Origin of the sequence: Bifidobacterium sp. ESL0790 (assembly GCF_029395435.1) — a bacterium.
Taxonomy (GTDB): domain Bacteria; phylum Actinomycetota; class Actinomycetes; order Actinomycetales; family Bifidobacteriaceae; genus Bifidobacterium.
Genome location: NZ_CP113915.1, coordinates 1,723,974 through 1,750,243 on the forward strand (window position 1 = coordinate 1,723,974; position 26,270 = coordinate 1,750,243).

Below are 26,270 nucleotides of genomic sequence, written 5' to 3' on the forward strand. Positions count from 1 at the left end.
TCCATATATTGCCTAGACCCGCACATCCCAATGAAGAAACGGACCCTTGACCAACGAATAGTCCGTTCCTTCACACCAACACACTCTACCTGTTACGAAACGGAATCTTACGAAGCCCCACAGTCCGTTTCGTCACAGGACCACACCCGACCTGTCACGAAACGGAACCCTAAAAGATGTCACAGTCCGTTCCGTCACATGACCAGAGCCCAATGGTCACCAAACAAAATCAGCGACTGCCATCTGCCGCGAGATGACGCTGCAGGTGACAATCGCTGGGGGGTCGGATGTCACGCCTTCTTGGAGTCGGCCTTGGGGCCTTTGCCGGCATCCTTGGCGTCGCCGGACTTGTCGTCCTTCGACGAGGGCTTGACGTCCTTGCGCTCGATCTCCTTCATCTCGAAGGTCTCGATGATGTCGCCTTCCTGGATGTCGTTGAAGTTGCCGAGGTTGATACCAGCCTCGTAGCCTTCCTTGACGGACTGCACGTCGTCCTTGAAACGACGCAGCGAGGAGATCTCCAGGTCGTTGACCGTGGTGACGCCGTTGCGCAGGATGCGCGCCTTGGTGCCACGCTTGACCTCGCCGTCCTGGACCATGACGCCGGCGATGTTGCCGAACTTGGAGGAACGGAAGATCTGGCGGATCTCGGAATGGGAGGTGGTGACCTCTTCGTATTCCGGCTTGAGCATGCCCTTGAGCGCGGCCTCGATGTCCTCGATGGCCTTGTAGATGACGGAGTAGTACTTGATCTCCACACCCTCGCGATCGGCGAGGTCGGCGACCTGGCGGTTCGGGCGGACGTTGAAGCCGATGATGACGGCCTTGTCGACGCTCGCGAGGTTGACGTCGTTCTGGGTGATCGCGCCGACACCGCGGTGGATGACCTGGATGCCGACCTCGTCGGACACCTCGATCTTCATCAGGGAGTCTTCCAGCGCCTCGACGGAACCGGAGGAATCGCCCTTGATGACGATGTTGAGCATGTCGACCTCGGACTTGGCGAACTGCTCCTTCAAGCTCTCGAGCGAGACGACCTTGCGGCGCTTGGCCAGCTGGGCCGCGCGTTCGGAGGCCTGACGCTTCTCGGCGATCTGGCGGGCGGTGCGGTCGTCGGGGGCGACCAGGAAGAGATCGCCGGCGCTCGGCACGCTGGTGAGGCCCAGGACCTGCACAGGTGTGGAGGGCAAGGCCTCCTTCATCTGCTTGCCGTTCTCGTCGAGCATCGCACGCACACGGCCATAGGAGGTGCCGGCCACGATAGCGTCGCCCACATGGAGTGTGCCCTGCTGCACCAGCACGGTCGCCACGGCGCCACGGCCCTTGTCGAGCCTGGCCTCGACGGTCGCGCCACGCGCGTCCATGTCCGGGTTGGCCTTGAGGTCGAGCGACGCGTCGGCGGTCAGGAGGATCGCCTCGAGCAGCTTGTCGACGTTGGTGCCGAGCTTCGCGGAGATGTCGACGAACATGGTGTCGCCGCCGTACTCCTCGGGGACGAGGCCAAACTCGGTGAGCTGGCCGCGCACCTTGTCGGGGTTCGCGCCCTCGACATCGATCTTGTTGACCGCCACGACGATCGGCACATGGGCCGCCTGCGCGTGGTTGATGGCCTCGACCGTCTGCGGCATCACGCCGTCATCAGCCGCGACGACCAGCACCGCGATGTCGGTGAGCTCGGCGCCGCGGGCACGCATGGCGGTGAACGCCTCGTGGCCAGGGGTGTCGAGGAAGGTGATCTTGCGCTTCTGGTCCTCCAGGTCGACCGTCACCTGATAGGCGCCGATGCGCTGGGTGATGCCGCCGGCCTCGCGTGCGGAGACGTTGGTCTTGCGGATGGTGTCGAGCAGGCGGGTCTTGCCGTGGTCGACGTGGCCCATGACGGTGACCACCGGGGGACGCGGCTTGAGGTCCTTGTCGTCCTGCAGCTCTTCCTCGTCGAGGTTGATGTCGAACTGCTGGAGGATCTCCTTGTCCTCCTCCTCGGCGGAGACGATCTTGATGTTCCAGCCGATCTCCTCGCCCAGGATCTGGAAGGTGGTCTCGTCCAGGGACTGGGTGGCCGTGGCCATCTCGCCCAGGTGGAACATCACCGTCACCAACGCGGCGGGATTGACGTTGATCTTCTCGGCGAGGTCGGCCAACGTGGCGCCTTGGCGCAGCTTGATGGTCTGGCCGTTGCCGGTCGGGATGCGCACGCCGCCGATGGTAGGAGCCTTGATCTCCTGGAAATCACGACGTTTCGCGAGCCTGTTCTTACGGGCCTTGGAGGACTTGCCGCCCTGACGCCCGAAAGCGCCCGCGGTGCCGCCACGACGGCCGCCACGCGACGGACCGTGCGAGGGGCCTCCCTGGAAACCGCCACCGGCACCGCCGCCGAAGCGGTTGCCACCGGTGTGCCCGGCGCCGCCCTGGCCTTGGCCCGGACGGTTGTGGCCCCACTGGCCCGGACGAGCGCCCTGACCCTGGCCCTGACGCCCATTGCGGAAACCGCCACGTGCGCCGCCGCGACCGCCACCACGGCCATGGCCGTTGTTGACCGTCGGACGCGCCATCGGATGCGGGCGCGGAATGCCGCTGGGCATGGGCACATGCATGCCCTGCTTGCGGCTGAACGGATTGTTGCCCGGACGGGGCGTGGAGCCATTGTGCTGGCCCGGAGTGGGGGTGTGCGGATGCGGCGCGCCGCCCTGGTTGCGCGACTGGCCGCCCGAAGGCCTCATGCCCCCGGCGTTACCGCCATTGCCGTGCTGGCGCTGGTCCTGGCCACCACGCGGCCCCGGCATCGCGCCGGAACGACGCTGCTGGCCGTCATGACGCCCATTGTGCCCTTGCCCGGTGTGGCCCGGCTGCCCAGGCCTGGCCGATGAGAATGCCGGCTGCTGGCGCGACCCCGGCTTTGGGGCGGAACCAGAATGCTGGCGGTTGCCGGAACCCTTTGAGCCTCCATTGCCCGACTTGCCCTCGGCGTTGCCCGCGTCCCCGCCCTGCTTGGGAAAGGCGGCGCGAAGCTTGCGAACCACCGGCGCCTCGACGGTGGATGAGGCGGATTTGACGAACTCGCCCATGTCTTTGAGCTTGTTCAATACCGTCTTGCTGCTTACGCCAAACTCCTTGGCGAGTTCATATACGCGCTGTTTTGCCACTCAGTTTTCTCCTAATGTTGCGGCCACGCGTATATGCGCGCGGTCAATGTATTTTGCCGGCGAGCTTACCCAGACTCATCGTGCGACCATGATCGTGTTACCTCGTCTCCATTCCGTCGCGCGGGCAGACTGTGAGCCCGCGCTCGGATTACCGTGCCCCAGCATACTCGTGACGCTGGATTGCGAATCACTGCTCTTTCGGCGCCTCGGAGGCCTGCGCGGCCTGTTGCGCGGCGTGCGCCTCGCTGGACTCGATGCCGATCTTCCAACCGGTCAGTTTCGCGGCGAGACGGGCGTTCTGGCCCTCCTTGCCGATGGCGAGCGAGAGCTGGTCGTCGTGGATGAAGGCGATGGCCGTCTTGTTCTTCTCGCTGACGATGTTGACGCCTGTGGCCACGGCCGGCGAAAGCGCGGAGCCGACGAACTTCGCCGGATCCTTCGACCAGTCGACGATGTCGATCTTCTCGTTGCCAAGGTTCTCCATCACGGCGCGCACGCGAGCGCCGCCGGGGCCGATCAGCGCGCCCTTGGGGTTGATGCCGTCGGTGTTGGCGCGCACCGCGATCTTGGTGCGGGCGCCGGCCTCACGCGCGATGGCCATGATCGAGACGGCTCCGGAGACCAGCTCCGGCACCTCACGCTCGAAGAGCCTGCGCACCAGTTCGGGGTGCGAGCGGGAGACGACGATCTCGGGGCCCTTCAGGCCGCGGCCGACGGTCACCACATAGACGCGCAGACGGTCGCCGTGGCGGTAATGCTCGCCCGGCACCTGCTCGCGCTTGGGGAGGATGGCCTCGACGTCGCCCACCTTGACGTGCACGTTGGCCGGGTCCTTGGCGTCCTGCTGGATGACGCCGGTGATGAGCTTTCCCTTCTGGCCGGCGAAGGCGCCGAGCACGCGCTCGTCCTCCGCGTCACGGAAGAGCTGGCGGATGACCTGCCGGGCCGTGGACGCGGCGAGACGGCCGAAATCATGCGGGGTGTCGTCATATTCCTCGCCCAGCTCCGGGCGCGGGTGCGGGTCCTCCTCGGTGGGCTCGACGGGCTTCTCGTCACGGGCCCAGATGGTGAAGGTGCCGGCGCGCTCGTCGAGTTCGACGCGGGCGTGCTTGGCCGCATGTGGAGTTTTGCTGTACGCGAGGAGCAATGCCTCGGAAAGTGCGTCATCCAAAGTCTGGGAATCGATGCCCTGCTCGGACGCGAGTTGATGAATACCTGTCAGGTCTAGTTCCATGGTCGCAAGACCTCCTATATGAAGTTATGTAGCGAATAAAATAATCTACCGAGCGCTCTGCCCATTTAGTCACAATCAGACGTTATTCTAGTGGTTTATGCAGACACGTAACCCACTTTTCTCTTTGCGCAATTTCCACCATCACCGTGCCTGCAAAGGGCTTCTCGCGGCGCTGTTGATAACGCCTTTGGCCGCTTGCACGGCACCCACGATCCAGACCACGCCGACGCAGGCCGGCCCGTGTGAGACTGCTTACACCGCAGCCTCGCAGGCCCAGGCGCACGCCGCCCCGGGCAACCCGCTCCCCGTGCGTTATTTCTCGGCCGGCAACGCCTCGCTTGGCTGGAGCGAGGCCGCCGCGCAATGCCCCTCGCAATTCGACATGGACACCATGCGTGCCGCGCAGGCGCGTTGGACGCAGGCCACCATGGCTCCCCTGTTCGGTTTCGCCGCGCCGGGCGCCGACGCCGAGACGATGAACCTCGACAACGTCGTGGCGCTCAACATCGACGACGAGGCCCTGAATGGCGTCGCGCTGGCGGAGGACCGCGCGGGATTCGAGGTGCAGGTGCTCACCGCGCGAGGCAGCGACGGGGCCAGCCTGCTGTTGAGCGACAACCACCATTCCGTGGCGTCCAGGCTCATCTCGCTGAGGCAGGGGCTGGGCGAGACGAATGGCGCGAATAAGACGTCAGGTTCCGACGGTTCTTCTGGCACTGCTGGCGCTGGTGGCACTGCTGACGCGTCCGGAGGCAATGTTTCCGCCGACCCGCGTCAAAAGGTATATGACGTCACGAACCTCATCAACAACCCGCAGATCATCGACGACCCATCCACCGGATTGCGCGCCCCCACGATGGCGGTCGTGGAGATGAACTGCGCAAGGGAGTCGGTGGACGCCGTGGCCAAGACCCACCCCTCGGCCTCCACCAAGCGCAACGCCACCGACAAGTCATTGGCAGCGCTCAGTGACCTCGCGGCCTCCCGCGCCTACTACGCGCTCACCCTAGGCTACCCCGCCTTCGACGAGGCCCTGTTCAAGTAGTAGAGACACCGTCCAAGTAATGGCGACACCGCCACGACGATAAAAGAAAAGACCTTCGGAGGTGGAATTCCAAAGGTCTTTCGCGGATGAGGCGAGATTCGAACTCGCGGAGGATTTCTCCTCACACGCTTTCGAGGCGTGCTCCTTAGACCGCTCGGACACTCATCCATCCGCTGCGCGAAACGCAACTTTTCAAGTATAAGGCAACCCGCCAACCACCGCAACCGGGCGTGGCGCACCTCGCCAATCCAATATTGCTGATCACATTACGAAAACACCAGACCAATCACACCGTTGCGCAACCACACCGCCTCCACTTCTAACACCACTTATACCAACAGCGACACCTTACTGCTGCGAACCGGTCAATCCTGCTGGGAAACGTACGTTCTGACGTGCAAAAACATACGAAAACCAGCAGGATTTACAGGTTAGCAGCAGTTAGCCAGACGGCAAAACTGGGTCAACTTGTTTGATCGGGCAACGTGCGGCGGGCGCGGATGGCCTGGGCACGGGTGGCCAGCTCGTCGTCGGCGGGGTACGCGATGTGCTCGAGGGTGAGGCCGCGGGCGGCGATGGGGCCGGTGGAACCTTCGCGCACCGGCTCGCGCATCTTCCCGGCGAACCAGTCCAGCGTCTTGCGGTGACGGCCGACCTGCACGCAGCCGTTGACCAGCGAGCGCACCATGTTGTGGGCGAAGGCGTCGGCCACGATGGTGAAGCACAGCAGCCCCGACTCCAAAGCGGGCACGGCATAGCCCACCTGCTCAGCCTCTGCACTCAAAGCGGCATTCCGACCAGTGGACTCCGCACCATATTCGACTTGAGGACGTGATGGATTGACACCATCGCGTGAACCAGAATCATTGACCTCTGTGATATTCGCCGAGGAACTTTCCAGCCAAGACACCCCCGCATTCCCACTCACGAGAGCATCGTTCACGTGCCCAACTTCTGTACCCGACAAGGTATCGCTGCCCGCGGCACCTTTGCCATATTCATCTTGCGAATGCGCCGAAGCAATGCCATCTGAAACAGCACCATCCGAAGCATTGAAGCCATTAACCACTGAGGCATTACCCGACATACCTTCCAAACATGACGAGCTCGAATCATGGCTCACAAAAGTGTCGCCGTACATACCCATCAACGGAACCCTGCGCCACAGCGCACTTTTCACCTCGCGGATGGTCGTGCCACCGGGGTTCGGCGTGGCGAACGATCCGAAATCATGCAAGCCGATCGTCATCGCCGCCGCCTCGTTCATCGCCTTGATGTCGAGCTCGTCCTCCACATCCAGTACGAAGCCACGCATCCTGGGATCCTTGGGCCGCGCTCCGTCGCAGATACGATAGACGTAGGTACGCTCCAAGGCCGAAAACCGTGCGTCAAAACCGTTCGGCGCCTCACACACCCCAAGCAAGGCAATATCATCGGGCAACGCGTGGTTCAACCGACGACGCAGCGCCTCCACCGCGGGCACTTCCATGTGCCCCACGCAACGCTCGAGCGTCCGCTCCCCCACGTCCAGATGGCAGACCTGGTGCGAAGCGTGCACGCCAGTGTCGGTGCGGCCGGCGACGGTCAAGCGCAACGGTTCCTCGGCGTTGTCAACTGGCACACGCAACACGGTGTGCAAGGCGGTCTCCATCTCGCCCTGCACGGTGCGCAGCCCAGGTTGCCTCGCCCAGCCGTGGAAGCCGCCGCCGTCATATGCCAAGTCAATTCGTAATCTCATCGTTGCCAGTATACGTTCCGGGATGCCTCGCGCTTGATCGGGCAACCACCGGCTCAGTCTGCTTGTCGCCGCGCGCTTCACCAACAACGCGTCCAAAAGCAGAAAACGCACGTCCAAAATCTGCTTACCGACGCAACCATGACGGCACCAGCGTCCGCAGGCAGAAAACACAAATCAGAAATCTGCTTACCGACGCAAACTCGCGCTGCCGCCACCCATGGCCCGCATACGCAAGAAGGCCGGAGACTTGCATCTCCGACCTTCTGTATCCAGAAACCTAGCGAATCCTAGAGACTCACTTGTCTTCCTTCTCGGCCTTCTTGGCGGGAGCCTTCTTGGCAGCCGTCTTCTTGGCGGCGGGCTTCTTGGCCTTCTTCTCGGCCTTCTCGGCGTCCTTGGCTTCGGCCTTCTTGACCTCGGCCTTGTCCTCGGCGACGTCGGCGTTGACCTGGGTCTCCTTGGCGGCCTCGGACTCAACCGCCTTGTCGGTGGTGGTCTTCGCGGTCTTGGCTTCGGACTCTTCGACCTTCGCCTCGGCCTTCTCGACCTCGGCCTTGTCGGCGGCGACCGCGGCGCTGGCCTCGGCCTCCTTGACGACGGACTCCTTGGCGCTCACAGGCTCGGTGACGAGCTCGATGATGGCGCGCGGAGCGTTGTTGCCCTTGGCCGGAGCGATCTTGACGATGCGGGTGTAGCCACCCTCACGCTGCTGCATCTGCTCGGCGATCTCGGTGAAGAGCTTGTGCACGATCGACTTGTTGCGGATGACTCGCATCACGCGACGACGATGGGCCAGGTCACCCTTCTTGGCGAAGGTGATGAGGCGCTCGGCCACCGGGCGCAGGCGCTTGGCCTTCGGCAGGGTGGTGACGATGCGGCCATGCTCGAACAGGCTGGTCGCCATGTTCGCGAGCATCAAACGCTCATGTGCAGGGCTCGACGCGAGATGCGGCCCTTTTCTAGGTGTAGGCATTATTACTCCTTAACGCCCCGGTTTTACACCGTTCAGGTGGGCATACGCCCGAACATCCGAACGGCGACCGAAGCTTAAAATGAAGTTGGCGCTCACTCGTCCTCAGGCGAGAAGAAGGTGCCACCCTCAAGGTTGTTGGTATCGAAGCCGAGCGGCGAGGCCTTCAGCGAGAGACCCATGCTTTCGAGCTTCTCCTTGACCTCATCGATTGACTTCATACCGAAATTGCGAATGTCGAGCAGATCCTGCTCGGTGTGGGAGACGAGCTCGCCAACGGTGTGGATGCCCTCGCGCTTCAGGCAGTTGTAGCTGCGCTGCGTGAGGTTCAATTCCTCGATCGGAATTGCCATCTCCGGGTTGACTTCCTCCTCGACCGGCGCGGGGCCGACCTCGACACCCTCCGCCTGCGTGTTGAGCTCGCGGCACAGGCCGAAGAGCTCGACGAGCGTGGAGCCAGCGGACGCGACCGCATCACGGGGCGAAATCGCCGGCTTGGTCTCCACGTCAAGGATGAGCTTGTCGAAATCGGTACGCTGTTCAACACGCGTGGCCTCGACCTTGTAGCTCACCTTGAGCACAGGGGAATAAATGGAATCGACCGGGATGCGGCCGATCTCGTCGTTGTCCTGCTTGTTCATCTGAGCGGGAACGTATCCACGGCCACGCTCCACGGTGAACTCGATCTCGAGCTCGCCGTCATCGGCCAGGGTCGCGATATGCATATCGGGATTGGCGATGGTGACGCCGGCGGGAGGAGTGATGTCCCCCGCGGTAGCCTCGCCCTTGCCGCTTTTACGCAGATACATGACAACCGGCTCGTCGTATTCGCTGGTGAGCACGATGCCCTTGACGTTGAGCAGGATCTCGGTGACATCCTCCTCGACACCCTGCAGAGTGGTGAACTCGTGCAAGGCACCGGAGATACGCACCGAAGTCACTGCCGCGCCCGGGATGGAACTCAACAGGGTACGACGCAGCGAATTGCCAAGCGTGTAGCCGAAACCTGGCTCCAGAGGCTCAATGACGAAACGAGAACGCTGAGGGCTCAGCGATTCCTCGGTAAGTGTCGGACGCTGTGCAATAAGCACTGTGGTTATCCTTTCAGCTTCTGATCCGTGGTGCACTCACTGGATCATAAGCGGGTTGGACTTGAATGGATTTATTAGAGTGCTTCAGACGCGGCGGCGCTTCGGGGGGCGCACACCGTTATGGGCCTGCGGGGTGACGTCGGTGATCGAACCGACCTCGAGGCCTGCGGACTGCAGGGAGCGGATGGCGGTCTCACGACCGGAACCCGGGCCCTTGACGAACACGTCGACCTTCTTGACGCCGTGCTCCTGCGCCTTGCGGGCGGCGGACTCAGCGGCCATGCCTGCGGCGTAGGGAGTGGACTTACGAGAGCCCTTGAAACCGACATCGCCACCGGAGGCCCAGGCCACAACGGCGCCCGAGGGATCGGTGATCGAGATGATCGTGTTGTTGAATGTTGACTTGATATGAGCCTGACCAACCGGCACCGATTTGCGGTCCCGGCGACGCGGCTTACGCGCGGCTTGCTTAGGAGCTGCCATTGATCCTCGTTTCCTTATAACGAATTGATTACATGCGCCAGCAAGAGCATGGGACTTCACGAATGGCCGTGAGGTTCCGTCCCTCTTGCGTCCGCTACTTACTTAACGGCCTTTTTCTTTCCGGCGACCGTGCGCTTCGGGCCCTTGCGGGTGCGGGCGTTGGTCTTGGTGCGCTGACCACGCACGGGCAAGCCGTGACGGTGGCGCTGGCCTTGGTAGCAGTTGATCTGAATCTTGCGACGGATATCCGCGTCGACCTCACGACGGAGGTCGCCTTCAATCTTGTAGTTTGCCTCAAGATAGTCACGCAGCGTAATAAGCTGCTCGTCGCTCAGATCCTTGACGCGCGTATCCGGGTTCACACCGGTCGCGGCAAGCGTTTCCTTCGCGCGAGTACGGCCGACACCAAAGATATAGGTGAGGGCGATCTCGATGCGCTTCTCATTGGGGATGTCGACTCCGGCAAGACGTGCCATTGCGATTCCTTCTATGTTCCGTAGGTTTGTACCGAGTCATCCGGTCTCCCGGCTCGGGCCTACGTACCCGAGGTTCAGCCTTTCGGCTGCGACTCAATACCTTTTATCTGGTCGGAGGTTTTCCGCTCAGCCTTGGCGCTGCTTGTGGCGCGGGTTGGAGCAGATCACCATGACGCGACCGTGACGACGGATCACGCGGCAATTCTCGCAGATCCTCTTCACACTAGGGCTGACCTTCATGGTTTTCCTTTGCTTGTACCTTACTTATAACGGTACGTAATACGTCCGCGGTTCAGATCGTAGGGGCTCATCTCAAGGACCACGCGATCCTGCGGCAGAATGCGGATGTAGTTCTTGCGCATCTTGCCGGAGATTGTGGCCAACACGATATGTTTGTTCTCGAGTTCAACGCGGAACATCGCGTTCGGCAGTGCTTCCACCACCTGACCTTCGACTTCAATCACACCGTCTTTTGCCATGAGCCTCATTCCATCCTTTTGCGGATATTACATTATGACGTGCCCTAAGACACGCCAACTTATGACTATACAGCAAGAGGCGACCAAACCAGCAACACGGCGTGTTGCGTTCTGTCGCCTCTTGTGGTATATGACGCGGATTACACAGTGGCTTTCGCGCCGTGCGTTCCGCATTCGTTTCGACTAGCCGAGCTTGTCGATGATCGCCTTCGAGATCTCGTCGATGTCGCCGTCGCCGTCGACCGCGACCAGGCAGCCACGGTCCTTGTAGGTGTCGAGCAACGGGGCGGTCTGCTCGTCGTAGGTCTTGAGACGCTGGGCGATGGCCTCGGCGTTGTCGTCGGCGCGGCCCTCCTCCTCGGCGCGCTTGGCGATGCGCTTCATCAGCACGTCGCGGTCGGCGTCGAGGGCGACCACGTGGTCGAGCGGGGTGCCGAGCTCCTCAAGCATCTTGTCGAGCGCCTCGACCTGGGCGGCGTTGCGCGGGTAGCCGTCGAGGATCCAGCCGTTCTTGGCGTCGTCCATGGCCAGACGGTCCTTGACGATCTTGTTGGTCAGCTCGTCGGGCACCAGCTGGCCCTTGTCGGTGTAGCCCTTGGCCTCGAGGCCGAGCGGGGTGTTGTTCTTCATGTTGTAGCGGAAGATGTCGCCGGTGGAGATGTGCGGGATGCCATAGTGCTCCGCCAGCTTCTTGGCCTGGGTTCCCTTGCCCACTCCCTGCGGGCCCATGATCAAAAGACGCATAAGATTGTTCTTCCTTCAATAGGTGATTTGGTCTTCAGAACCAAGTATAAAGCCCCATTCGAACCAATTCATCCACTTCCCCAATCGAACTGGACCAAACCGTTTACTCGTGTACGTTTTCTATCGCTGAGTTGCTGTGAGCGATGGAAAATGCCCAGTGACTTGATTGGGGATTACCAATCGGGGCACTGGGCATAGATAAATGATAGGGGCACGGGTATCAAACGATGGGTTTGATGGACTCACTCGCCTTCTTTGTGGTCGCCTTCCAGAAGGAAGCCGGTGTATTGGAACTGCTCGGTCTGGGCCTTGGCCTGGCGCAGGGTGTCGAGGCCGACGCCCGCGATAATCAGGATCGTGGTGCCACCGAACGGCAGCTTGTTGTTGAGCTTCAGCGCCATGATGAGCACCGTCGGAATCAACGCGACGAAGAGCAGATAGACGGCGCCAACCGTGTTGAGCCTGTTCATCACATAGGTGAGGTAACGGCTCGTGGCGTTGCCTGCGCGGATGCCGGGGATGAAGCCACCATACTGCTTCATGTTGTCGGCGGTCTCGTCGGGGTTGAAGGTGATGGAAGTATAGAAGAAGCAGAAGAACACGATCATGATCGAGTAGAGCACGATGTACCAGACGGACGTCGTGTTCGCCAGGTTGGTGTTAATCCACTTGACCCACTTCTGGTCGGTCTTGCCGAACTGCGCGATAAGCGTCGGGATGGCGAGGATCGAGGAGGCGAAGATGGGCGGGATGACGCCGGACATGTTGATCTTGAGCGGCAGGTAGGTGGAGGAGCCACCATACATCTTGCGGCCGATCATACGGCGGGTATATTGCACCGGGATACGGCGCTGCGCGAGCTCGACGAAGTCGACGAAGATGAGGATGACGATCAGCACGCCGGTGACGATGCCGAACTTGGTCCAGTCGCCGTTCTTGCCGTTGGTGCCCCAACCGATCTCCCAGAGCTGCGGCAGGAAGCCGGAGCAGATGGACATGAAGATCAGGACGGACATGCCTTGGCCGATGCCCTTGTCGGTGATCAACTCGGCCATCCACATAATCAGGCCCGTGCCGCCGGTCATGATGAGGACCATGACCACGAGGTTCCACACGGAGCCGTCGGGGATGACCTGGCCGCACTGGTAATTGAACAACGCGCCGGAACGTGCGGTGACCAGGATGGTGGTCGACTGCAGAATCGCCAGGCCGATGGTGAGGTAACGGGTGTACTGGGTGAGCTTGGTCTCGCCGGACTGGCCCTCCTTGTGCAGCGCCTCGAAACGAGGGATGACCACACGCAGCAGCTGGATGACGATGGACGCGGTGATGTAGGGCATGACGCCGAGCGCGAAGATCGACAGCTGGAGCATGGCGCCGCCGGAGAAGAGGTTGACCAGACCCACGAAGTTCTCCTGGGTGGTCTTCATGGTGCCGACGCACTGCTGCACGACCTTGTAGTCCACGCCCGGGGTGGGTATGAACGACCCGATGCGGTAGATGATGATCATGCCGAGCACGAAGAGGATCTTATGGCGAAGTTCCTTCGTCTTCAGGGCCTGGATTAACGTCCTCACCTAGATTTCCTTCCCTATTCGGCACAGCGGATGTACCGACACAAACACACACTAACCAGTAACACTAGCCTAAAGTATCTACAGCTACCACCATGGCGAACACGCTGCAATGGCCCGGATATGATTGTGGCCCTCCCCAACAGGAAGAGCCACAATTGATTAAAACCACAACCTGATTACTCTAAAAGCAACCAGATATCAGTCCTCGGAAATCGAGCCGCCAGCGGCTTCGATCTTGCTGCGGGCCGACGCGGAGGCCTTCACACCCTTGAGGGTGAAGGCGACCTTGGTCTCGCCGTCGCCGAGCACCTTGACGGGGTAGCCCTCGCGGACCGCTCCCTTCTTGACCAAATCGGCCACGGTGACCTCTCCGCCCTTCGGGAAGAGCTTGGAGAGTGCGGAGACGTTGACGACCTGGAACTCCTTCTTGAAGGGGCTCTTGAAGCCGCGCAGCTTGGGCAGGCGCATGTAGAGCGGCAGCTGGCCACCCTCGAAGCCGGGACGGACCTGGTAACGCTTCAACGTGCCCTTGGCGCCACGACCTGCGGTCTTGCCCTTGGAGCCCTCACCACGGCCGACGCGGGTGCGGCTCTTTTTGGAGCCGGGCGCCGGACGCAGATCGTGCATCTGCAAAATAGTGTTCTCTTTTTGTTCTGCCATTGTCAGACCTCCTCAACCGTGACCAGGTTGCGAACGGCATTGACCAAGCCGCGGGTTTCCGGGGTATCTTCGCGAACAACCGACTGGCCGATCTTGTGCAGGCCAAGGGTGCGAACGGTGTCGCGCTGCTTGGGCTTGCGGTTGACCAGACCATGGTGCAACGTGATCTTCAAATCAGCCATCACTCACCATCCTTCGCTTGTTCCTGCTTCGCCTTGGCGTCCTCGCGGGCTTTGCGGGCCTCGGCGATGCCTTCGGCGCGCTGGCGGAGCAATGTATCGGGGGCGACTTCCTCGACCGTCAGACCACGACGGGCCGCGATCTCCTCGGGCTCCTCGAGCTGCTTCAAACCATCCACGGTGGCGCGAACCACGTTGACCGCGGTCGCCGAGCCCATGGACTTGGTGAGGATGTCGGTGATGCCGGCGCATTCCATGACGGCACGCACCGCGCCACCGGCGATAACGCCAGTGCCGGGGGCGGCCGGGCGCATGAACACGGTGCCAGCCGCATCGTGACCGATGACGGTGTGAGGCACGGTGCCGCGAACGCGCGGAACGGTGAACATGTGCTTCTTGGCGTCCAGCTGGCCCTTGGCGATGGCCGCCGGAACCTCGTGGGACTTGCCATAGCCGACACCGACGGTGCCGTTGCCATCGCCGACCACGACGAGAGCGGCGAAGCTCATGCTACGACCACCCTTGCGGGTCTTGGAGACGCGGTTGATGGTCACCACGCGGTCGAGCAGCTCGTCGCCACGATTCTCCTCGTGACGTCCACGGCGCTCGCCGCGACGGCCTTCACCACGCCCACCGCGACGTCCACCACGACGGTCGTCATTGCGATCGCCGCGACGGTCATTGCGCTGGCCTTGCTTTTCCTGGTCGGACGCCTGCGTGTTCTGAGTATTTTCAGCCACTTGGGTTTCCTTTTCGTTGTCGCTCACAGTGCCAGACCTCCCTGACGGGCGCCCTCAGCAACGGCTGCGACGCGACCATGATACTTGTTGCCGCCACGGTCGAAGACGACGGAATCGATGCCCGCGTCCTTGGCCTTCTTGGCGATCAGCTCGCCGACCTTCTGGGCCGCTTCGGTCTTGGTGCCCTTGAACCCATCGAAATCATGGGTGATGGTGGACTCGCTGACCAGCGTGATGCCCTTGGTGTCGTCAACGATCTGCGCGACCATGTGACGGTTGGAACGGGTGACCACCAGGCGCGGACGCTCGGCGGTACCTGCGATGTGCTTGCGCAGACGTGCGTGACGACGCAGTCTCGCGACCTTCTTGCCCTTACCGAAAATCTTGACTGTCATATTACTTACCAGCCTTTCCAGCCTTGCGCAGGATATGCTCGTCGGAGTACTTGATGCCCTTGCCCTTGTAAGGTTCCGGCTTCCTCAGCTTGCGGATGTTGGCGGCGGCCTGGCCGACTGCCTGCTTGTCCGTGCCCTTGACGACCACCTGGTTGGCGTTCGGCAGCTCGAAGGTGATGCCCTCGGGCGGGTTGACGGTGATGGTGTGCGAATAGCCAAGCGAGAACTCGATGCCCTTGCCCTTCATCTGCGCACGGTAACCGGTGCCGACGATGTCGAGGGTCTTGCTGAAGCCCTCGTGCACGCCCTGGACCATCGAGGCGACGATGGAACGCGCGAGACCGTGGTTGGCACTGGTCTGGCGGTCATCGTTGGCCGGCTCGAAGAAGATCGTGTTGTCTTCGACACGAGCGGTGATGCCCTCGGGGATGGTGTAGGAGTCGGAACCCTTCGCGCCCTTGACGCTGAAGTCCTGACCCTTGATCGTGACTTCCACGCCTGCCGGGATGGCGACGGGGAGCTTACCAATATGTGATGCCATGTTCTAGCTCTCCTTCCTCACCAAACGAAGGCGACGATCTCGCCACCGATGCCCCTGTCGAGGCATTCCTTCTGGGTCAACAAACCTGAGCTGGTCGAGATGATGGCCACGCCCATGCCACCGAGCGGCATAGGGAGCGCATCCGACTTCGCGTAGCGACGCAGGCCAGGCTTGGAGATGCGCTTGATGCCCTGGATGGCACGCTCGCCATTGGGGCCGTACTTCAGCGTGATCTCAAGGTTCTGGCCGACGCGAGCATCCGTGGCGGTGAAGTCGCTGATATAGCCTTCACGCTTGAGGATCTCGGCGATCGCCGCCTTGAACTTGGAGTAAGGCATAGCAACTGTCTCATGCTTTGCCGCACTCGCATTACGCAGACGCGTGAGCATGTCTGCGATTGGATCTGTCATTGTCATGTGGGCTAACGCCCTTTCTCGCCGTGGTTTCCTCCCACCGGCCGCCGGCTTAGCGGCGACCGGAAAGAGGACCTTCAGCGTCGATGTTTACCAACTGGACTTCGTAACTCCGGGCAGCTCGCCGCGGTGCGCCTTCTCGCGAAGGCAGATGCGGCACAGGCCGAACTTGCGATAAACGGAGTGGGGACGGCCGCAAACCCGGCAGCGCGTATAGCCGCGCACCTTGAACTTTGGTTTGGCAGCTGCCTTGTTTCTCAAAGCGGTTTTTGCCATTTCAGTTCTCCTTGAAGGGGAAGCCAAGGTGCTTGAGCAGAGCCCGAGCCTCCTGGTCATCCTTGGTGCTGGTCACCACGGTGATGTCCATACCACGCTGGTGATCGATCGCGTCCGGATCGATCTCGTGGAACATGGACTGCTCGGTGAGACCGAAGTTGTAATTGCCCTGGCCGTCGAACTGCTTCGCGCTGATACCACGGAAATCGCGGATGCGAGGCAGAGCGAGGGTGAGCAGCCTGTCGAGGAACTCCCACATGCGGTCGCCACGAAGAGTGACGTACGCGCCGATGGCCTGGCCCTCACGCAGATGGAACTGCGCGACGGACTTCTTGGCCTTGGTGATCTTCGGCTTCTGGCCGGTGATGGCCGTGAGGTCGCGGACGGCGCCCTCCATGAGCTTGGAGTCGCGAGCCGCGGCGCCAACACCCATCGAGACGACGACCTTCTGGACCTTGGCCACCTGCATCGGGTTGGAATACTTGAATTCCTTCTCGAGCTCGGGCACGATCTTGTCGATGTACTGCTGCTTCAGGCGCGGTGTTGCCGGCGCTTCAACTGCTGTATCGGTCATGCCAGCTCCTTTCCTGACTTCTTGGCGATGCGAGTGCGCACGGTCTTGACCTTGCCGTCATGGGCTTCGGTGGTGACCTTGACGCCCACGCGGGTCGGCTTCTTGGTCTCGGGGTCGATGACCATCACGTTGGAGCGATGGATCGGCGCCTCGACGGAGACGATGCCGGATTCCTGACCCTGCTGGGTGGCGCGGACGTGCTTCTTGACGATCTGCACGCCCTCGACGATCAGACGATCATTGGGGAGCACGCGGGTCACCTTGCCCTCTTTGCCACGGTCCTTGCCACGAATGACCTTGACCTGGTCGCCTGTCTTGATCTTGGCTACCATCTCAGATCACCTCCGGGGCGAGGGACACGATCTTCATGAAGCGCTTGTCGCGCAGTTCACGTCCGACCGGTCCAAAGATACGCGTGCCCTTCGGCTCATGACCAGAGCCGAGAATGACAGCGGCGTTCTCATCGAACTTGATGTATGAGCCGTCGTTGCGACGATGCTCCTTGACTGTGCGGACGACGACGGCCTTGACCACGTCGCCCTTCTTGACCGACCCGCCAGGGATGGCATCCTTGACGGAGGCGACGATGACGTCGCCGATGCCGGCATAGCGTCGCTTCGATCCGCCGAGCACTCGGATGGCCAAGATCTCCTTGGCACCCGTGTTGTCGGCGACATGAAGCCGCGATTCCTGCTGAATCATTGATTCTCCTTAGCCGCGCTGGTTCTCCCCTGCCACCCGTGAGGGTGAGCAGCGGAGCCTTGCCGAACTTATTACTTGGCGCGCTCGATAATCGAGTCGAGACGCCAACGCTTGGTCTTGCTCAGAGGCCGAGTCTCCATGATACTCACGCGGTCGCCAATGTGGGCGTCGTTGTTCTCGTCATGGACCTTGACCTTACGAGTGGAGCGGACGACCTTGCCGTAGAGCGGGTGGGTCGTACGCAGCTCGAGCTCGACGGTGATGGTCTTGTCCATCGCGTCGGACACGACATAACCGCTGCGAGTCTTGCGGAAGTTGCGCTCTTGCTTTTCAGCCATGCTTACTTCTCCTCAGTCTTCGTCTCGCCCGCCGCAGGCTCCTGGCTGATGCCAAGCTCACGCTCGCGCAGGACGGTGTACATCCTGGCGATGTCGTGCTTGACGGCCTTGAGCCTGGCCGAGTTGTCGAGCTGACCAGTGGCGTTCTGGAAGCGCAGGTTGAACAGCTCTTCCTTGGACTTCTTGAGGAAGCCCTCGATATCGGCATTGGTCTTCTCGTTGAGATTCTTGATGCTATAGTCTGCAGTTCCGACTGCCATCAGATGTCACCGCCTTCACGAGCGATAATACGGCACTTCATCGGAAGCTTGTCGATGGCGCGGCGAAGGGCTTCCTTCGCGGTGGCCTCATCGACGCCGCCGATCTCGAACATCACACGGCCGGGATGCACGTTGGCGATCCACGACTCGGGGGTGCCCTTGCCGGAACCCATTCGGCTTCCGAGCGCGTGCTTGGTCAAGGGACGATCAGGGAAAATCGTGATCCACACACGACCGCCACGCTTGATGTAGCGGGTCATGGCGATACGAGCAGCCTCGATCTGACGGTTGGTGATGTAGGCAGGGGCCAGAGCCTGGATGCCATAATCGCCGAACGCGATCTCGTTGCCGCCCTTGGACATGCCACGGCGCTTCGGCCGCTGCTGTTTACGGTACTTAGTCCTCTTTGGGATAAGCATATCTGCTCACTCCTTCGTTTCCGCCGCAGGCTGGGCCGCAGCTTCGGCCTTCGCCGGAGCCTCGGGGGCCTTGGCCTCGGGCTTGGAGCCACGGGGGCCGGACGCGGGACGACCACCACGACGCGGGCGGCGATCGCCACCACGGCGTCCACGGTTGTTGCCCTGCTGGGCCTGCTGCTCATCGAACTCATGCTCGGTCATATCGCCCTTGTAGATCCAGACCTTCACGCCGATGCGGCCGTAGGTGGTCCTGGCCTCGAAGAAGCCATAATCGATCAAGGCACGAAGGGTCTGAAGCGGAACGCGACCCTCGCGATAGAACTCGGAACGGCTCATCTCGGCGCCTCCAAGGCGGCCGGAGAGCTTGATGCGGATGCCCTTGGCACCGGCGCGCATGGCGTCCTGCTGGGCCTTGCGCATGGCGCGACGGAACGTGACGCGGTTGGTCAGCTGCTCAGCGATGCCCTGGGCGACGAGCTGCGCGTCGAGCGCGGCGTTCTTCACCTCGAAGATGTTGAGCTGGACCTGCTTGCCCGTGATCTTCTCGAGCTTGGCGCGAACACGCTCGGCCTCGGCTCCACGACGGCCGATGACGATGCCCGGACGCGCGGCGTGGATGTCCACACGCACGCGGTCACGGGTGCGCTCGATGACGATGCGGGACACGCCCGCACGCTCGAGGTCCTTGTTCATGGCCTTGCGGATCTTGTCGTCCTCGAGGACGAAATCGCTGTAACGCTCGCCAACCTTGTTGGAGTCGGAGAACCACTTCGAACGGTGGTCTTCAGTGATGCCCAGGCGATAGCCAAGGGGATTGATCTTCTGACCCATCTTTAGCGGGCTCCTTCCTTGCTGGCGACAACGACCGTGATGTGGCTGGTGCGCTTGTTGATGCGACCGGCGCGGCCCTGTGCACGGGCGCGGAAACGCTTGAGCGTCACACCCTCGTCCACATAGGTCTCTTTCACATACAAATCGTTCTCACGGAACGCCTCGCCGGCCTTGTCGGCCTTGACGCGCGCGTTCGCGGTGGCGCTCTTGAGGACCTTGAGCACAGGCTCGGAGGCATCCTGGGGAGCGAATTTCAGAATGGTGACGGCCTCGTCCACTTTCTTGCCACGGATGAGGTCGACCATGCGGCGAGCCTTGCGCGGCGTCACACGGACGTGACGTGCGATTGCTTTAGCTTCCATAATCTTTCTCTTCCTTTAGCGACGGGCTTTTTTGTCGTCATGAACGTGACCGCGGAAGGTCTTCGTCGGAGCGAACTCGCCGAGCTTGTGGCCGACCATGGACTCGGTCACGAAGACCGGGACATGCTTGCGGCCATCGTGCACAGCGAAGGTGTGACCGATGAAATCCGGGGTGATCATGGAACGGCGCGACCACGTCTTGATGACGTTCTTCGTGCCCTTCTCGTTCTGTTCGTCGACTTTCTTCTGCAAATGGGCGTCGACGAAGGGGCCCTTCTTGATGCTACGTGACATCTGTTCGACGCTCCTTACTTGCGGTTCTTGCCATTGGGACGACGACGGACAATCATCTTGTTCGAAGCCTTCTTCGGACGACGAGTACGAACCTCGCCCTTGCCCCAAGGCGACACTGGCGGCTTGCCGCCGCGGGTGGTGCCACCATGCGGGTGGTCGACCGGGTTCATGGACTCACCACGGGTGATCGGGCGCTTGCCCATCCAGCGGGCGCGTCCGGCCTTGCCGAGCTGCACGTTGGCGTGGTCGGAGTTGCCGACCTCACCGACGGTGGCGCGGCAACGCGCGTCGACGTTGCGGATCTCGCCCGAAGGCATACGCAGCTGGGCGTAGGCCCCGTCCTTGGCGACGAGCTGGACGCCCGCGCCTGCGGAACGCGCGATCTTCGCGCCGCCCAGGGGACGGAGCTCGATGGCGTGGACGATGGTACCGGTGGGGATATTGCGCAGCGGCAGATTGTTGCCGGGCTTGATATCGGCCTTCTCGCCGGTCTCGATCACATCGCCCTGCTTGACGCCCTCGGGGGCGATGATGTAGCGCTTCTCGCCGTCTGCATAGTGCAGCAGCGCGATGCGTGCGGAGCGGTTCGGATCGTATTCGATCTCAGCGACCTTGGCGGGAACGCCGTCCTTGTCCCAACGCTTGAAGTCGATGAGACGATACTGGCGCTTATGGCCGCCGCCGCGATGGCGGGAGGTCACACGGCCGTAAGAGTTACGACCGCCAGTCTTGCTGAGCTTGCGTACCAGCGACTTCTCAGGCGTGGAGCGCGTGAGGTCGGAGAAATCCGACACAGACGCGTTGCGGCGGCCCGGAGTCGTCGGCTTATAAACGCGGATAGCCATAATGTAGTTCTTCCTTTGACTTTCTCGGCTAACCTTCAGTTACCGAAGATGTCGATCGTCTGGCCCTCTGCCAGGGTCACGATCGCGTGCTTCTCATTGACACGCTGACCGAAACCGGTGCGGGTGCGCTGACGCTTGCCTGCACGGTTGAGGGTGTTGACGTTCGTCACCTTGACCTTGAAGATCTCTTCAATAGCCTGCTTGATCTGCACCTTGTTTGCATCAGGCGCGACCACGAAGGTGTACTGGCCACGGTCACCCGCCGCGTAGCTCTTCTCGGAGACAACGGGCTTGATGATGACATCGTGGGCGGGGTTGTGAATAGCGACCATTGGTTCAGGCCTCCTTAGGCTCAGTCTTCGCGGCGACGAAGGCATCGAAGCCTTCCTTGCTGAAGACGACATACTGAGCGGTCACCACATCGTAGGTGTTGAGCTGATCTGCGAAGAGCACATGCACCGTCGGGATGTTACGAACGGAGAGCCACTCGTTCACGTTGTCGCGCGAAAGCACGACGGTGGTGAACTGGTTGTTGCTCACAGGGGTCAGCGCTGCGACGGCGGCCTTGGTGGACGGAGTGTCCTTGATGCCAAAGTCGACGACGGCGACGCGACCGGCGTTCGCGCGGTTGGAAAGCACATAACGCAGGGCGCTGGCCTTCATCTTCTTGGGGGTGCGCTGGGCATAGCTGCGCGGAACCGGTCCGTGCACCACGCCACCGTGGACCCACTGGGGAGCGCGGGTCGAGCCCTGACGAGCACGGCCGGTTCCCTTCTGCTTCCAAGGCTTCTTGCCACCACCGGAGACATCACCACGGCTCTTGACGGCGTGAGTGCCCTGACGGGCGGCCGCGAGCTGAGCGATGACCACTTGGTGGATCAGCGGAACATGGGCCTCGACGTCCTCGTTCGAGATACCGAAGATCTCGACGGGAGCCTCGACGGTTCCAGCGGACTTGCCCTTGGCGTCTGTGACATTGAGTGTTACGTTAGCCATGATTTATCAGGCTCCCTTCACAGCCGTGCGGAGCAGGACGATGCCACCCTTGGGCCCGGGAAGGGCACCCTTGATGGCGATGACGCCGTTCTCCACGTCGGAGGAAACGATCTCGAGGTTCTGCACCGTGGAGGTGACATGGCCCATACGACCGGCCATGCGCTTACCCTTCAGGATGCGGCTCGGGGTGGCGCAGGCGCCAACCGAACCTGGACGACGCTCGTTCTTGTGAGAGCCGTGGGTACGACGATAGGACTTGAAGCCCCAGCGCTTGATCGTACCGGCGAAGCCCTTGCCCTTGGTCGTACCGGTGACATCCACCTCGGAGCCGTCGGCGAAGAGCTCGGCGGTCAGTTCCTGACCGGGCTTGAACTCCTCGGCGTCCTCCGTGCGGACCTCGACCAAGTGACGACGCGGGGTGACGCCCGCCTTGGCGAAGTGACCGGCCATCGGCTTGGTCACCTTCGTCGGGTCGATCTGGCCATAACCGAGCTGGACGGCCTTGTAGCCATCGGTCTCCTCGGTCTTGACGCCCGTGACCACGTTGGTGGACACATCCACGAGCGTCACAGGGACGAAGAATCCGTTCTCGTCCCACACCTGCGACATACCGAGCTTGCGGCCCAGCAGCGCAGAGCGGTTTGCTTTCTGCAGCGACATTGATTCTCCCCTCCCTACAGCTTGATCTCGATATTGACATCCGCGGGCAGATCGATGTGCATCAATGAATCCACGGCCTTGGGGGTCGGGTCCACGATGTCGATGAGGCGCTTATGAGTGCGCATCTCGAAATGCTCGCGAGAATCCTTGTATTTATGAGGAGAACGAATTACCACGAAGACGTTCTTCTCGGTAGGCAGAGGAACCGGGCCCACCACAGTGGCGCCCGCGTTCGTGACCGTCTCGACGATTTTCTTCGCCGATTGGTCGATGACCTCATGGTCATAGGACTTAAGCCTGATGCGGATTTTCTGTCCCGCCATTGCCGTCCGCCCTTTCTAGCGATTTGTTGAACATTACCAACCCGTTTCAAGGACACCGGCGCGTAAGGCCCCCGGGAAATCCCGTGGCCAACCACATCAGTGTGCAACACGACAATCTTCTTGTTTCCAAGCCGACTGGGTTGCACCCGCTATTTTGAATAACAATTTGCGAGCCCAAAACAGGCAACTGTTCTATTAAACCATCGGGGGGCTACTTGAGGAATTCGGGCGTGTCGTTGGTATTGTTTGGATTTCGGGGTGGTTTGCCGTGGATTTCTTCGTAGTTTCGATGTTGATTTTGATGTTGATTTCGGTGTCTAATTAAATATTGAATTCCGTCTTAACCATCTACCTGATCGCACGCCATTGGTCCGTTCGATACCGGATATGAAAATCCCTCCGCAACCATGTGGCTGGGAGGGATTTTCGAAAACAGTTTGAAAGCGAAAATCAACGCTTCGAGAACTGAGGCGCGCGACGGGCCTTGTGCAGACCCGCCTTCTTGCGCTCCACGACGCGGGCGTCGCGGGTGAGGAAGCCGGCCTTCTTGAGCGTGGCGCGGTTGGCGTCGCGATCGATGGCGTTCAGCGCACGAGCCACGCCGAGGCGGATGGCGCCGGCCTGGCCGGTGGTGCCGCCACCGTTGACGAGGACGTTGATGTCGAACTTGTTCTCAAGCTTGAGCAGGACGATCGGGGAATTGACCTCGCGCTGCTGCAGACGGGAGGGGAAGAACTCCTCGAGCGTGTGGCCGTTGATGGTCCACTTGCCGGAACCAGGAACGAGGCGAACGCGGGCGATGGCCTCCTTGCGACGGCCGGTGCCGTAGCCGGGGGTGATCTGCGAGGTGCCGGTGCCAGCGCCGGAGTTGGTCTCGGTGCTGTAGGAAGTCATTTCCTCTTCATTCTCCTGAACCGCGGAGTTGTCAGTGTTTTCAGCCATGATTCATTGTCTCCTTTCGGTTCACTTGCCCTGCTGCGAAATCTTGTCGACTTCGATGGGCTGCGGCTTCTGAGGGGTGTGCGGGTGATCGGGGCCAGCGAAGACGTGGAGACGATCGAGCTCGACCTTGGAGAGGCGGTTCTTCGGCATCATGCCCTTGACCGCTTCCTTGACGATGCGAGCAGGGTTGGTCTTGAGCAGCTTGGCGTAGCTGTCGGCGCGCAGGCCACCTGGGCGGCCGGAGTGCGCGTAGAGGACCTTGTCCATCTTCTTGCCGGTCAGCGCGATCTTCTCCGCGTTGACGATGATGACATGATCGCCAAGATCGGCGTTGGGCGCGAACGTCGGCTTGTTCTTGCCGCGCAGCAAAAGCGCAGCCCTGGTCGCAAGCTTGCCCAGCACCACATCGGTGGCGTCGATGATGTACCAGTCGTGAGTCAGATCAGCTGGCTTCGGTGTGAAAGTTTTCACGAGTGTACCTTTTCCTTATATTGTGTTCCCGGCCAAATCGGCAAAACCTTGCGATGATGCCTCTCCGACCGCTTAATCCGTGGGCTCCCTGAAAGTCCTAGTGCGAGTGGGAAAGCGCTTTGAAGGACCCCGTAGGGAAACACAACAACTCACCATTATACCTACGCCCGAGACTAACGGCAACACAGCGTGATGGGTGTGCGGCTTCCTGCCCCTAACGTGTCGTTCCTGCCCTTTTTAGCACATTTTCGGGCGGAAAAATGTGGTATTTAGGGCAGAAAGTGCGCGTTAGGGGCAGGAACGACACGTCAGGGAGTAGAAATGGTGCCGTTAGGGGCAAGAACAATAGGTTGAAGACAGGAGCGCCACGCTGGGCAGCGGGAAACGTTCTTATTAAGGCAAGCCTTCGAGGATGACCTGCCGAACATGAGTAGATGATAAGCAAAATTACGTAATCCAAATACACTAAAAGATTTAATTAGAAGATATTGTTTATGATTATTCTAATCTTACCTAAGATAACTATGCTATCCTTATTTTACACATACCGGATCCGTCAGTCATAGGTGACACCAACCTCATCCGACGGAAACATAACACACGCAAAAGAAAGGCGGCAGACGATGTTCGTCGGACGAGAGCATGAACTTGAGACCATGCAGCGCCTCTATGACAGCGGCAAATTCGAGATGGTCGTGGTCTACGGACGCCGCCGTGTCGGCAAAACAGCGCTGATCGACGAGTTCACCCGAGACAAACGAACCTTGTATTTCACCGCGGCGCAACAGAGCACCCGGCTCAACCTGGCGGAATTCACCCGTGCGGTATGCAGGTTCTTCGGCGAGCCCGAAAGCACCCCGACTTTCGCTTCCTGGAGCTCGGCGCTCGACTTCATCGTCAAACGAACCCAACGAGAACAATCCGAGGGAGCCAAGCCTTACGTATTCGTTTTCGACGAGTTCCCCTACGCGGCGCAGACGGAACCTGGCCTGCCCTCAATCCTGCAAATCGCCATCGATCATGGTTTCAAAAACACCGATGTGACGATGATTCTTTCGGGAAGCAATGAAGGATTCATGGAAAGCCGGGTACTTGGCGGCAAAAGCCCGCTATACGGCCGGCGCACAGCGCAAATCAGGCTAAAGCCTTTTGATTACTATGATGCCGGCAAATTCTTGCCCGACACCCCCAACGAGGAACGGGTGGAATATTACGCCGCCTTCGGAGGCACGCCCTATTATCTCGCGGCGATCGACCCTGCGGCCGGCTTCACCGAAAATGTCAAAAGACTGATGTTCGACCAACTGGGCCTGCTTTACGACGAGCCGATGATGTTGCTGCGCGAGGAGATGCGCGAACCCACGCTCTATAATTCGGTACTTCAGGCCATCGCCAACGGCAACTCGACGCCCAAAAGAATCGCGGAACACGCCGGCATGGAGGTCTCAAGCGCGTCGCAGTATCTGCGCACATTGGTCGATCTCGGCCTGGTGGAGCGCAAGGTTCCATTTGGCGACAATCCGCAAAAATCCCGAAAGGGGATGTACGTCATCTCCGATCCGTTCTTCGCCTACTGGTTCCGTTTCGTCGGGCCGAACGTCGACGCCATCGAAAGGGGCATAGGCGCCCAGGCGGCCGACAACACCGCGTTGGGAGAGGCGTTCTCCACATATGTGGGGCAGCAATTCGAAAACATCTGCCTGCAATGGGCCGTACGCCGTGACGGCACGAACGACCTTCCGTTTTTCGCCACCCAATTCGGCAAATGGTGGGGCAACAACCCCGTGGCCAGGGAACAGACGGATATCGATTTGGTCGCCGCGGACCCTACGAGCAGGCAGATTCTTCTCGGAGAATGCAAGTGGCGCAACAGCTTCGACGAGAGCGAAGCCATCGCAAAACTGCAAGGACGAACGGGGCTGGTTCCAGGATTCCCGACCGAGAAAACGCAATATATGTTGTTCAGCAAGCTAGAAGTCAGCAGGGCCACCCGCGAACGGTTTTCCGGCAGCGAGACCATGCGGTTCGTCTCGACCGATGATTTATACCGCCTGTAAACAGCTTTCGCC

The 26,270-nt window shown here is 60.9% G+C and carries 35 protein-coding genes, 1 tRNA gene and 1 pseudogene; 2 read left to right on the top strand and 35 right to left on the bottom strand.

Going from position 1 to position 26,270, the window contains the following annotated elements; translation table 11 throughout:
* Positions 1-377: 377 nt before the first annotated feature.
* Together infB and nusA are read right to left on the bottom strand one after the other, a co-directional pair.
* A pseudogene (gene infB / locus OZY47_RS06435) lies at positions 378-3,143 on the bottom strand (translation initiation factor IF-2); the annotation flags it as partial.
* A 187-nt stretch (positions 3,144-3,330) separates the two neighbouring features.
* Positions 3,331-4,377, bottom strand: coding sequence for a transcription termination factor NusA (gene nusA, locus OZY47_RS06440; RefSeq protein ID WP_277177519.1), 1,047 nt, complete (start codon positions 4,375-4,377; stop codon positions 3,331-3,333).
* Between the two features lie 187 nt (positions 4,378-4,564).
* Here nusA and OZY47_RS06445 point away from each other — a divergent pair, with 187 nt between their 5' ends.
* Positions 4,565-5,422: a hypothetical protein gene (locus OZY47_RS06445; RefSeq protein WP_277177520.1), complete on the top strand. Its 858-nt coding sequence runs from the start codon at positions 4,565-4,567 to the stop codon at positions 5,420-5,422.
* 83 nt (positions 5,423-5,505) lie between these two features.
* Here OZY47_RS06445 and OZY47_RS06450 read toward each other — a convergent pair.
* The 33 genes from OZY47_RS06450 to rplM all read right to left on the bottom strand — a co-directional run bounded on the left by OZY47_RS06450 (position 5,506) and on the right by rplM (position 24,201).
* Positions 5,506-5,590 (bottom strand) — tRNA-Ser (locus OZY47_RS06450).
* A gap of 295 nt (positions 5,591-5,885) precedes the next feature.
* Positions 5,886-7,160 (bottom strand): tRNA pseudouridine synthase A, encoded by a 1,275-nt coding sequence (locus OZY47_RS08485; RefSeq protein WP_348519386.1) that lies wholly within the window; start codon positions 7,158-7,160, stop codon positions 5,886-5,888.
* 295 nt (positions 7,161-7,455) lie between these two features.
* Positions 7,456-8,133: a 50S ribosomal protein L17 gene (gene rplQ, locus OZY47_RS08490; RefSeq protein ID WP_348519387.1), complete on the bottom strand. Its 678-nt coding sequence runs from the start codon at positions 8,131-8,133 to the stop codon at positions 7,456-7,458.
* A gap of 92 nt (positions 8,134-8,225) precedes the next feature.
* Positions 8,226-9,221: a DNA-directed RNA polymerase subunit alpha gene (locus OZY47_RS06465; RefSeq protein WP_277177521.1), complete on the bottom strand. Its 996-nt coding sequence runs from the start codon at positions 9,219-9,221 to the stop codon at positions 8,226-8,228.
* 84 nt (positions 9,222-9,305) lie between these two features.
* Positions 9,306-9,704 carry a 30S ribosomal protein S11 gene (rpsK, locus tag OZY47_RS06470; RefSeq protein WP_277177522.1) on the bottom strand — a complete coding sequence of 133 codons (399 nt, stop codon included), beginning with the start codon at positions 9,702-9,704 and terminating at the stop codon, positions 9,306-9,308.
* A gap of 98 nt (positions 9,705-9,802) precedes the next feature.
* Positions 9,803-10,180: a 30S ribosomal protein S13 gene (gene rpsM, locus OZY47_RS06475; RefSeq protein ID WP_277143870.1), complete on the bottom strand. Its 378-nt coding sequence runs from the start codon at positions 10,178-10,180 to the stop codon at positions 9,803-9,805.
* A 126-nt stretch (positions 10,181-10,306) separates the two neighbouring features.
* A complete protein-coding gene (gene rpmJ / locus OZY47_RS06480) occupies positions 10,307-10,420 on the bottom strand; it encodes a 50S ribosomal protein L36 (protein ID WP_043164480.1) in 114 nt (37 codons plus the stop codon).
* A gap of 20 nt (positions 10,421-10,440) precedes the next feature.
* Positions 10,441-10,659, bottom strand: a complete 219-nt coding sequence (infA, locus tag OZY47_RS06485) for a translation initiation factor IF-1 (RefSeq protein ID WP_003808114.1) — start codon at positions 10,657-10,659, stop codon at positions 10,441-10,443.
* Positions 10,660-10,842: 183 nt separating this feature from the next.
* Complete coding sequence (locus OZY47_RS06490) at positions 10,843-11,403, bottom strand: adenylate kinase (RefSeq protein ID WP_277177523.1); 561 nt, start codon at positions 11,401-11,403, stop codon at positions 10,843-10,845.
* A gap of 242 nt (positions 11,404-11,645) precedes the next feature.
* Positions 11,646-12,980 (bottom strand): preprotein translocase subunit SecY, encoded by a 1,335-nt coding sequence (secY, locus tag OZY47_RS06495; RefSeq protein ID WP_277177524.1) that lies wholly within the window; start codon positions 12,978-12,980, stop codon positions 11,646-11,648.
* Positions 12,981-13,178: 198 nt separating this feature from the next.
* Complete coding sequence (gene rplO / locus OZY47_RS06500; protein ID WP_277177525.1) at positions 13,179-13,640, bottom strand: 50S ribosomal protein L15; 462 nt, start codon at positions 13,638-13,640, stop codon at positions 13,179-13,181.
* 2 nt (positions 13,641-13,642) lie between these two features.
* Positions 13,643-13,822, bottom strand: a complete 180-nt coding sequence (rpmD, locus tag OZY47_RS06505) for a 50S ribosomal protein L30 (RefSeq protein WP_277177526.1) — start codon at positions 13,820-13,822, stop codon at positions 13,643-13,645.
* Positions 13,822-14,586: a 30S ribosomal protein S5 gene (gene rpsE, locus OZY47_RS06510; RefSeq protein ID WP_277177527.1), complete on the bottom strand. Its 765-nt coding sequence runs from the start codon at positions 14,584-14,586 to the stop codon at positions 13,822-13,824. The genes rpmD and rpsE overlap by 1 nt, the downstream gene beginning before the upstream one ends.
* Positions 14,583-14,954, bottom strand: coding sequence for a 50S ribosomal protein L18 (gene rplR, locus OZY47_RS06515; protein ID WP_277177529.1), 372 nt, complete (start codon positions 14,952-14,954; stop codon positions 14,583-14,585). The genes rpsE and rplR overlap by 4 nt, the downstream gene beginning before the upstream one ends.
* Before the next feature lies 1 nt (position 14,955).
* On the bottom strand, positions 14,956-15,495 hold the full coding sequence (gene rplF, locus OZY47_RS06520) for a 50S ribosomal protein L6 (protein WP_277177530.1): 540 nt from the start codon (positions 15,493-15,495) through the stop codon (positions 14,956-14,958).
* Between the two features lie 17 nt (positions 15,496-15,512).
* A complete protein-coding gene (rpsH, locus tag OZY47_RS06525) occupies positions 15,513-15,911 on the bottom strand; it encodes a 30S ribosomal protein S8 (RefSeq protein WP_277177532.1) in 399 nt (132 codons plus the stop codon).
* Between the two features lie 87 nt (positions 15,912-15,998).
* Positions 15,999-16,184 (bottom strand): type Z 30S ribosomal protein S14, encoded by a 186-nt coding sequence (locus tag OZY47_RS06530; RefSeq protein ID WP_277167919.1) that lies wholly within the window; start codon positions 16,182-16,184, stop codon positions 15,999-16,001.
* A gap of 1 nt (position 16,185) precedes the next feature.
* Positions 16,186-16,758: a 50S ribosomal protein L5 gene (gene rplE, locus OZY47_RS06535; protein WP_277177533.1), complete on the bottom strand. Its 573-nt coding sequence runs from the start codon at positions 16,756-16,758 to the stop codon at positions 16,186-16,188.
* Positions 16,755-17,090, bottom strand: a complete 336-nt coding sequence (rplX, locus tag OZY47_RS06540) for a 50S ribosomal protein L24 (protein WP_277167917.1) — start codon at positions 17,088-17,090, stop codon at positions 16,755-16,757. Before rplX ends, rplE begins: the two co-directional genes overlap by 4 nt.
* A 1-nt stretch (position 17,091) precedes the next feature.
* Positions 17,092-17,460 (bottom strand): 50S ribosomal protein L14, encoded by a 369-nt coding sequence (gene rplN, locus OZY47_RS06545; protein WP_277177534.1) that lies wholly within the window; start codon positions 17,458-17,460, stop codon positions 17,092-17,094.
* Positions 17,461-17,531: 71 nt separating this feature from the next.
* The gene (gene rpsQ / locus OZY47_RS06550; RefSeq protein WP_277177535.1) at positions 17,532-17,798 is read right to left on the bottom strand and encodes a 30S ribosomal protein S17; all 267 of its coding nucleotides are present in this window, start codon (positions 17,796-17,798) and stop codon (positions 17,532-17,534) included.
* Between the two features lie 2 nt (positions 17,799-17,800).
* Positions 17,801-18,058 carry a 50S ribosomal protein L29 gene (gene rpmC, locus OZY47_RS06555; RefSeq protein WP_277177536.1) on the bottom strand — a complete coding sequence of 86 codons (258 nt, stop codon included), beginning with the start codon at positions 18,056-18,058 and terminating at the stop codon, positions 17,801-17,803.
* Positions 18,058-18,477 carry a 50S ribosomal protein L16 gene (gene rplP, locus OZY47_RS06560; RefSeq protein ID WP_277177537.1) on the bottom strand — a complete coding sequence of 140 codons (420 nt, stop codon included), beginning with the start codon at positions 18,475-18,477 and terminating at the stop codon, positions 18,058-18,060. Before rplP ends, rpmC begins: the two co-directional genes overlap by 1 nt.
* 6 nt (positions 18,478-18,483) lie before the next feature.
* Positions 18,484-19,308 (bottom strand): 30S ribosomal protein S3, encoded by an 825-nt coding sequence (gene rpsC, locus OZY47_RS06565; protein WP_277177538.1) that lies wholly within the window; start codon positions 19,306-19,308, stop codon positions 18,484-18,486.
* 2 nt (positions 19,309-19,310) lie between these two features.
* Entirely contained in the window at positions 19,311-19,670 is a 360-nt protein-coding gene (rplV, locus tag OZY47_RS06570; RefSeq protein WP_277177539.1) for a 50S ribosomal protein L22, read from the bottom strand.
* 15 nt (positions 19,671-19,685) lie between these two features.
* On the bottom strand, positions 19,686-19,964 hold the full coding sequence (gene rpsS, locus OZY47_RS06575) for a 30S ribosomal protein S19 (RefSeq protein WP_091847714.1): 279 nt from the start codon (positions 19,962-19,964) through the stop codon (positions 19,686-19,688).
* Positions 19,965-19,978: 14 nt separating this feature from the next.
* Positions 19,979-20,809, bottom strand: coding sequence for a 50S ribosomal protein L2 (gene rplB, locus OZY47_RS06580; RefSeq protein WP_277177540.1), 831 nt, complete (start codon positions 20,807-20,809; stop codon positions 19,979-19,981).
* Positions 20,810-20,844: 35 nt separating this feature from the next.
* Positions 20,845-21,141, bottom strand: a complete 297-nt coding sequence (gene rplW, locus OZY47_RS06585; RefSeq protein ID WP_277167909.1) for a 50S ribosomal protein L23 — start codon at positions 21,139-21,141, stop codon at positions 20,845-20,847.
* A gap of 4 nt (positions 21,142-21,145) precedes the next feature.
* The gene (rplD, locus tag OZY47_RS06590) at positions 21,146-21,805 is read right to left on the bottom strand and encodes a 50S ribosomal protein L4 (RefSeq protein WP_277177541.1); all 660 of its coding nucleotides are present in this window, start codon (positions 21,803-21,805) and stop codon (positions 21,146-21,148) included.
* A gap of 6 nt (positions 21,806-21,811) precedes the next feature.
* Positions 21,812-22,465, bottom strand: coding sequence for a 50S ribosomal protein L3 (gene rplC / locus OZY47_RS06595; RefSeq protein ID WP_277177542.1), 654 nt, complete (start codon positions 22,463-22,465; stop codon positions 21,812-21,814).
* 14 nt (positions 22,466-22,479) lie between these two features.
* Positions 22,480-22,788, bottom strand: coding sequence for a 30S ribosomal protein S10 (gene rpsJ, locus OZY47_RS06600; protein WP_003808013.1), 309 nt, complete (start codon positions 22,786-22,788; stop codon positions 22,480-22,482).
* A 450-nt stretch (positions 22,789-23,238) separates the two neighbouring features.
* Entirely contained in the window at positions 23,239-23,730 is a 492-nt protein-coding gene (gene rpsI / locus OZY47_RS06605; RefSeq protein ID WP_277177543.1) for a 30S ribosomal protein S9, read from the bottom strand.
* Positions 23,731-23,751: 21 nt separating this feature from the next.
* Positions 23,752-24,201, bottom strand: coding sequence for a 50S ribosomal protein L13 (gene rplM / locus OZY47_RS06610; RefSeq protein WP_277177544.1), 450 nt, complete (start codon positions 24,199-24,201; stop codon positions 23,752-23,754).
* A gap of 566 nt (positions 24,202-24,767) precedes the next feature.
* On the opposite strand from rplM, the gene OZY47_RS06615 reads away from it, so the two are divergent.
* On the top strand, positions 24,768-26,258 hold the full coding sequence (locus tag OZY47_RS06615; protein ID WP_277177545.1) for an ATP-binding protein: 1,491 nt from the start codon (positions 24,768-24,770) through the stop codon (positions 26,256-26,258).
* The last annotated feature ends 12 nt before the right edge of the window (positions 26,259-26,270 follow it).

Coding starts and splice junctions, on each gene's coding strand:
- nusA (WP_277177519.1), bottom strand. CDS start 4,377: ATGGAACTAGACCTGACAGGTATTCATCAACTCGCGTCCGAGCAGGGC.
- OZY47_RS08485 (WP_348519386.1), bottom strand. CDS start 7,160: ATGAGATTACGAATTGACTTGGCATATGACGGCGGCGGCTTCCACGGC.
- rplQ (WP_348519387.1), bottom strand. CDS start 8,133: ATGCCTACACCTAGAAAAGGGCCGCATCTCGCGTCGAGCCCTGCACAT.
- rpsK (WP_277177522.1), bottom strand. CDS start 9,704: ATGGCAGCTCCTAAGCAAGCCGCGCGTAAGCCGCGTCGCCGGGACCGC.
- rpsM (WP_277143870.1), bottom strand. CDS start 10,180: ATGGCACGTCTTGCCGGAGTCGACATCCCCAATGAGAAGCGCATCGAG.
- rpmJ (WP_043164480.1), bottom strand. CDS start 10,420: ATGAAGGTCAGCCCTAGTGTGAAGAGGATCTGCGAGAATTGCCGCGTG.
- infA (WP_003808114.1), bottom strand. CDS start 10,659: ATGGCAAAAGACGGTGTGATTGAAGTCGAAGGTCAGGTGGTGGAAGCA.
- OZY47_RS06490 (WP_277177523.1), bottom strand. CDS start 11,403: ATGCGTCTTTTGATCATGGGCCCGCAGGGAGTGGGCAAGGGAACCCAG.
- rplO (WP_277177525.1), bottom strand. CDS start 13,640: ATGGCAGAACAAAAAGAGAACACTATTTTGCAGATGCACGATCTGCGT.
- rpmD (WP_277177526.1), bottom strand. CDS start 13,822: ATGGCTGATTTGAAGATCACGTTGCACCATGGTCTGGTCAACCGCAAG.
- rplR (WP_277177529.1), bottom strand. CDS start 14,954: ATGACAGTCAAGATTTTCGGTAAGGGCAAGAAGGTCGCGAGACTGCGT.
- rplF (WP_277177530.1), bottom strand. CDS start 15,495: ATGGCATCACATATTGGTAAGCTCCCCGTCGCCATCCCGGCAGGCGTG.
- rpsH (WP_277177532.1), bottom strand. CDS start 15,911: ATGACAATGACAGATCCAATCGCAGACATGCTCACGCGTCTGCGTAAT.
- OZY47_RS06530 (WP_277167919.1), bottom strand. CDS start 16,184: ATGGCAAAAACCGCTTTGAGAAACAAGGCAGCTGCCAAACCAAAGTTC.
- rplE (WP_277177533.1), bottom strand. CDS start 16,758: ATGACCGATACAGCAGTTGAAGCGCCGGCAACACCGCGCCTGAAGCAG.
- rplX (WP_277167917.1), bottom strand. CDS start 17,090: ATGGTAGCCAAGATCAAGACAGGCGACCAGGTCAAGGTCATTCGTGGC.
- rplN (WP_277177534.1), bottom strand. CDS start 17,460: ATGATTCAGCAGGAATCGCGGCTTCATGTCGCCGACAACACGGGTGCC.
- rpsQ (WP_277177535.1), bottom strand. CDS start 17,798: ATGGCTGAAAAGCAAGAGCGCAACTTCCGCAAGACTCGCAGCGGTTAT.
- rpmC (WP_277177536.1), bottom strand. CDS start 18,058: ATGGCAGTCGGAACTGCAGACTATAGCATCAAGAATCTCAACGAGAAG.
- rplP (WP_277177537.1), bottom strand. CDS start 18,477: ATGCTTATCCCAAAGAGGACTAAGTACCGTAAACAGCAGCGGCCGAAG.
- rpsC (WP_277177538.1), bottom strand. CDS start 19,308: ATGGGTCAGAAGATCAATCCCCTTGGCTATCGCCTGGGCATCACTGAA.
- rplV (WP_277177539.1), bottom strand. CDS start 19,670: ATGGAAGCTAAAGCAATCGCACGTCACGTCCGTGTGACGCCGCGCAAG.
- rpsS (WP_091847714.1), bottom strand. CDS start 19,964: ATGTCACGTAGCATCAAGAAGGGCCCCTTCGTCGACGCCCATTTGCAG.
- rplB (WP_277177540.1), bottom strand. CDS start 20,809: ATGGCTATCCGCGTTTATAAGCCGACGACTCCGGGCCGCCGCAACGCG.
- rplW (WP_277167909.1), bottom strand. CDS start 21,141: ATGGTCGCTATTCACAACCCCGCCCACGATGTCATCATCAAGCCCGTT.
- rplD (WP_277177541.1), bottom strand. CDS start 21,805: ATGGCTAACGTAACACTCAATGTCACAGACGCCAAGGGCAAGTCCGCT.
- rplC (WP_277177542.1), bottom strand. CDS start 22,465: ATGTCGCTGCAGAAAGCAAACCGCTCTGCGCTGCTGGGCCGCAAGCTC.
- rpsJ (WP_003808013.1), bottom strand. CDS start 22,788: ATGGCGGGACAGAAAATCCGCATCAGGCTTAAGTCCTATGACCATGAG.
- rpsI (WP_277177543.1), bottom strand. CDS start 23,730: ATGGCTGAAAACACTGACAACTCCGCGGTTCAGGAGAATGAAGAGGAA.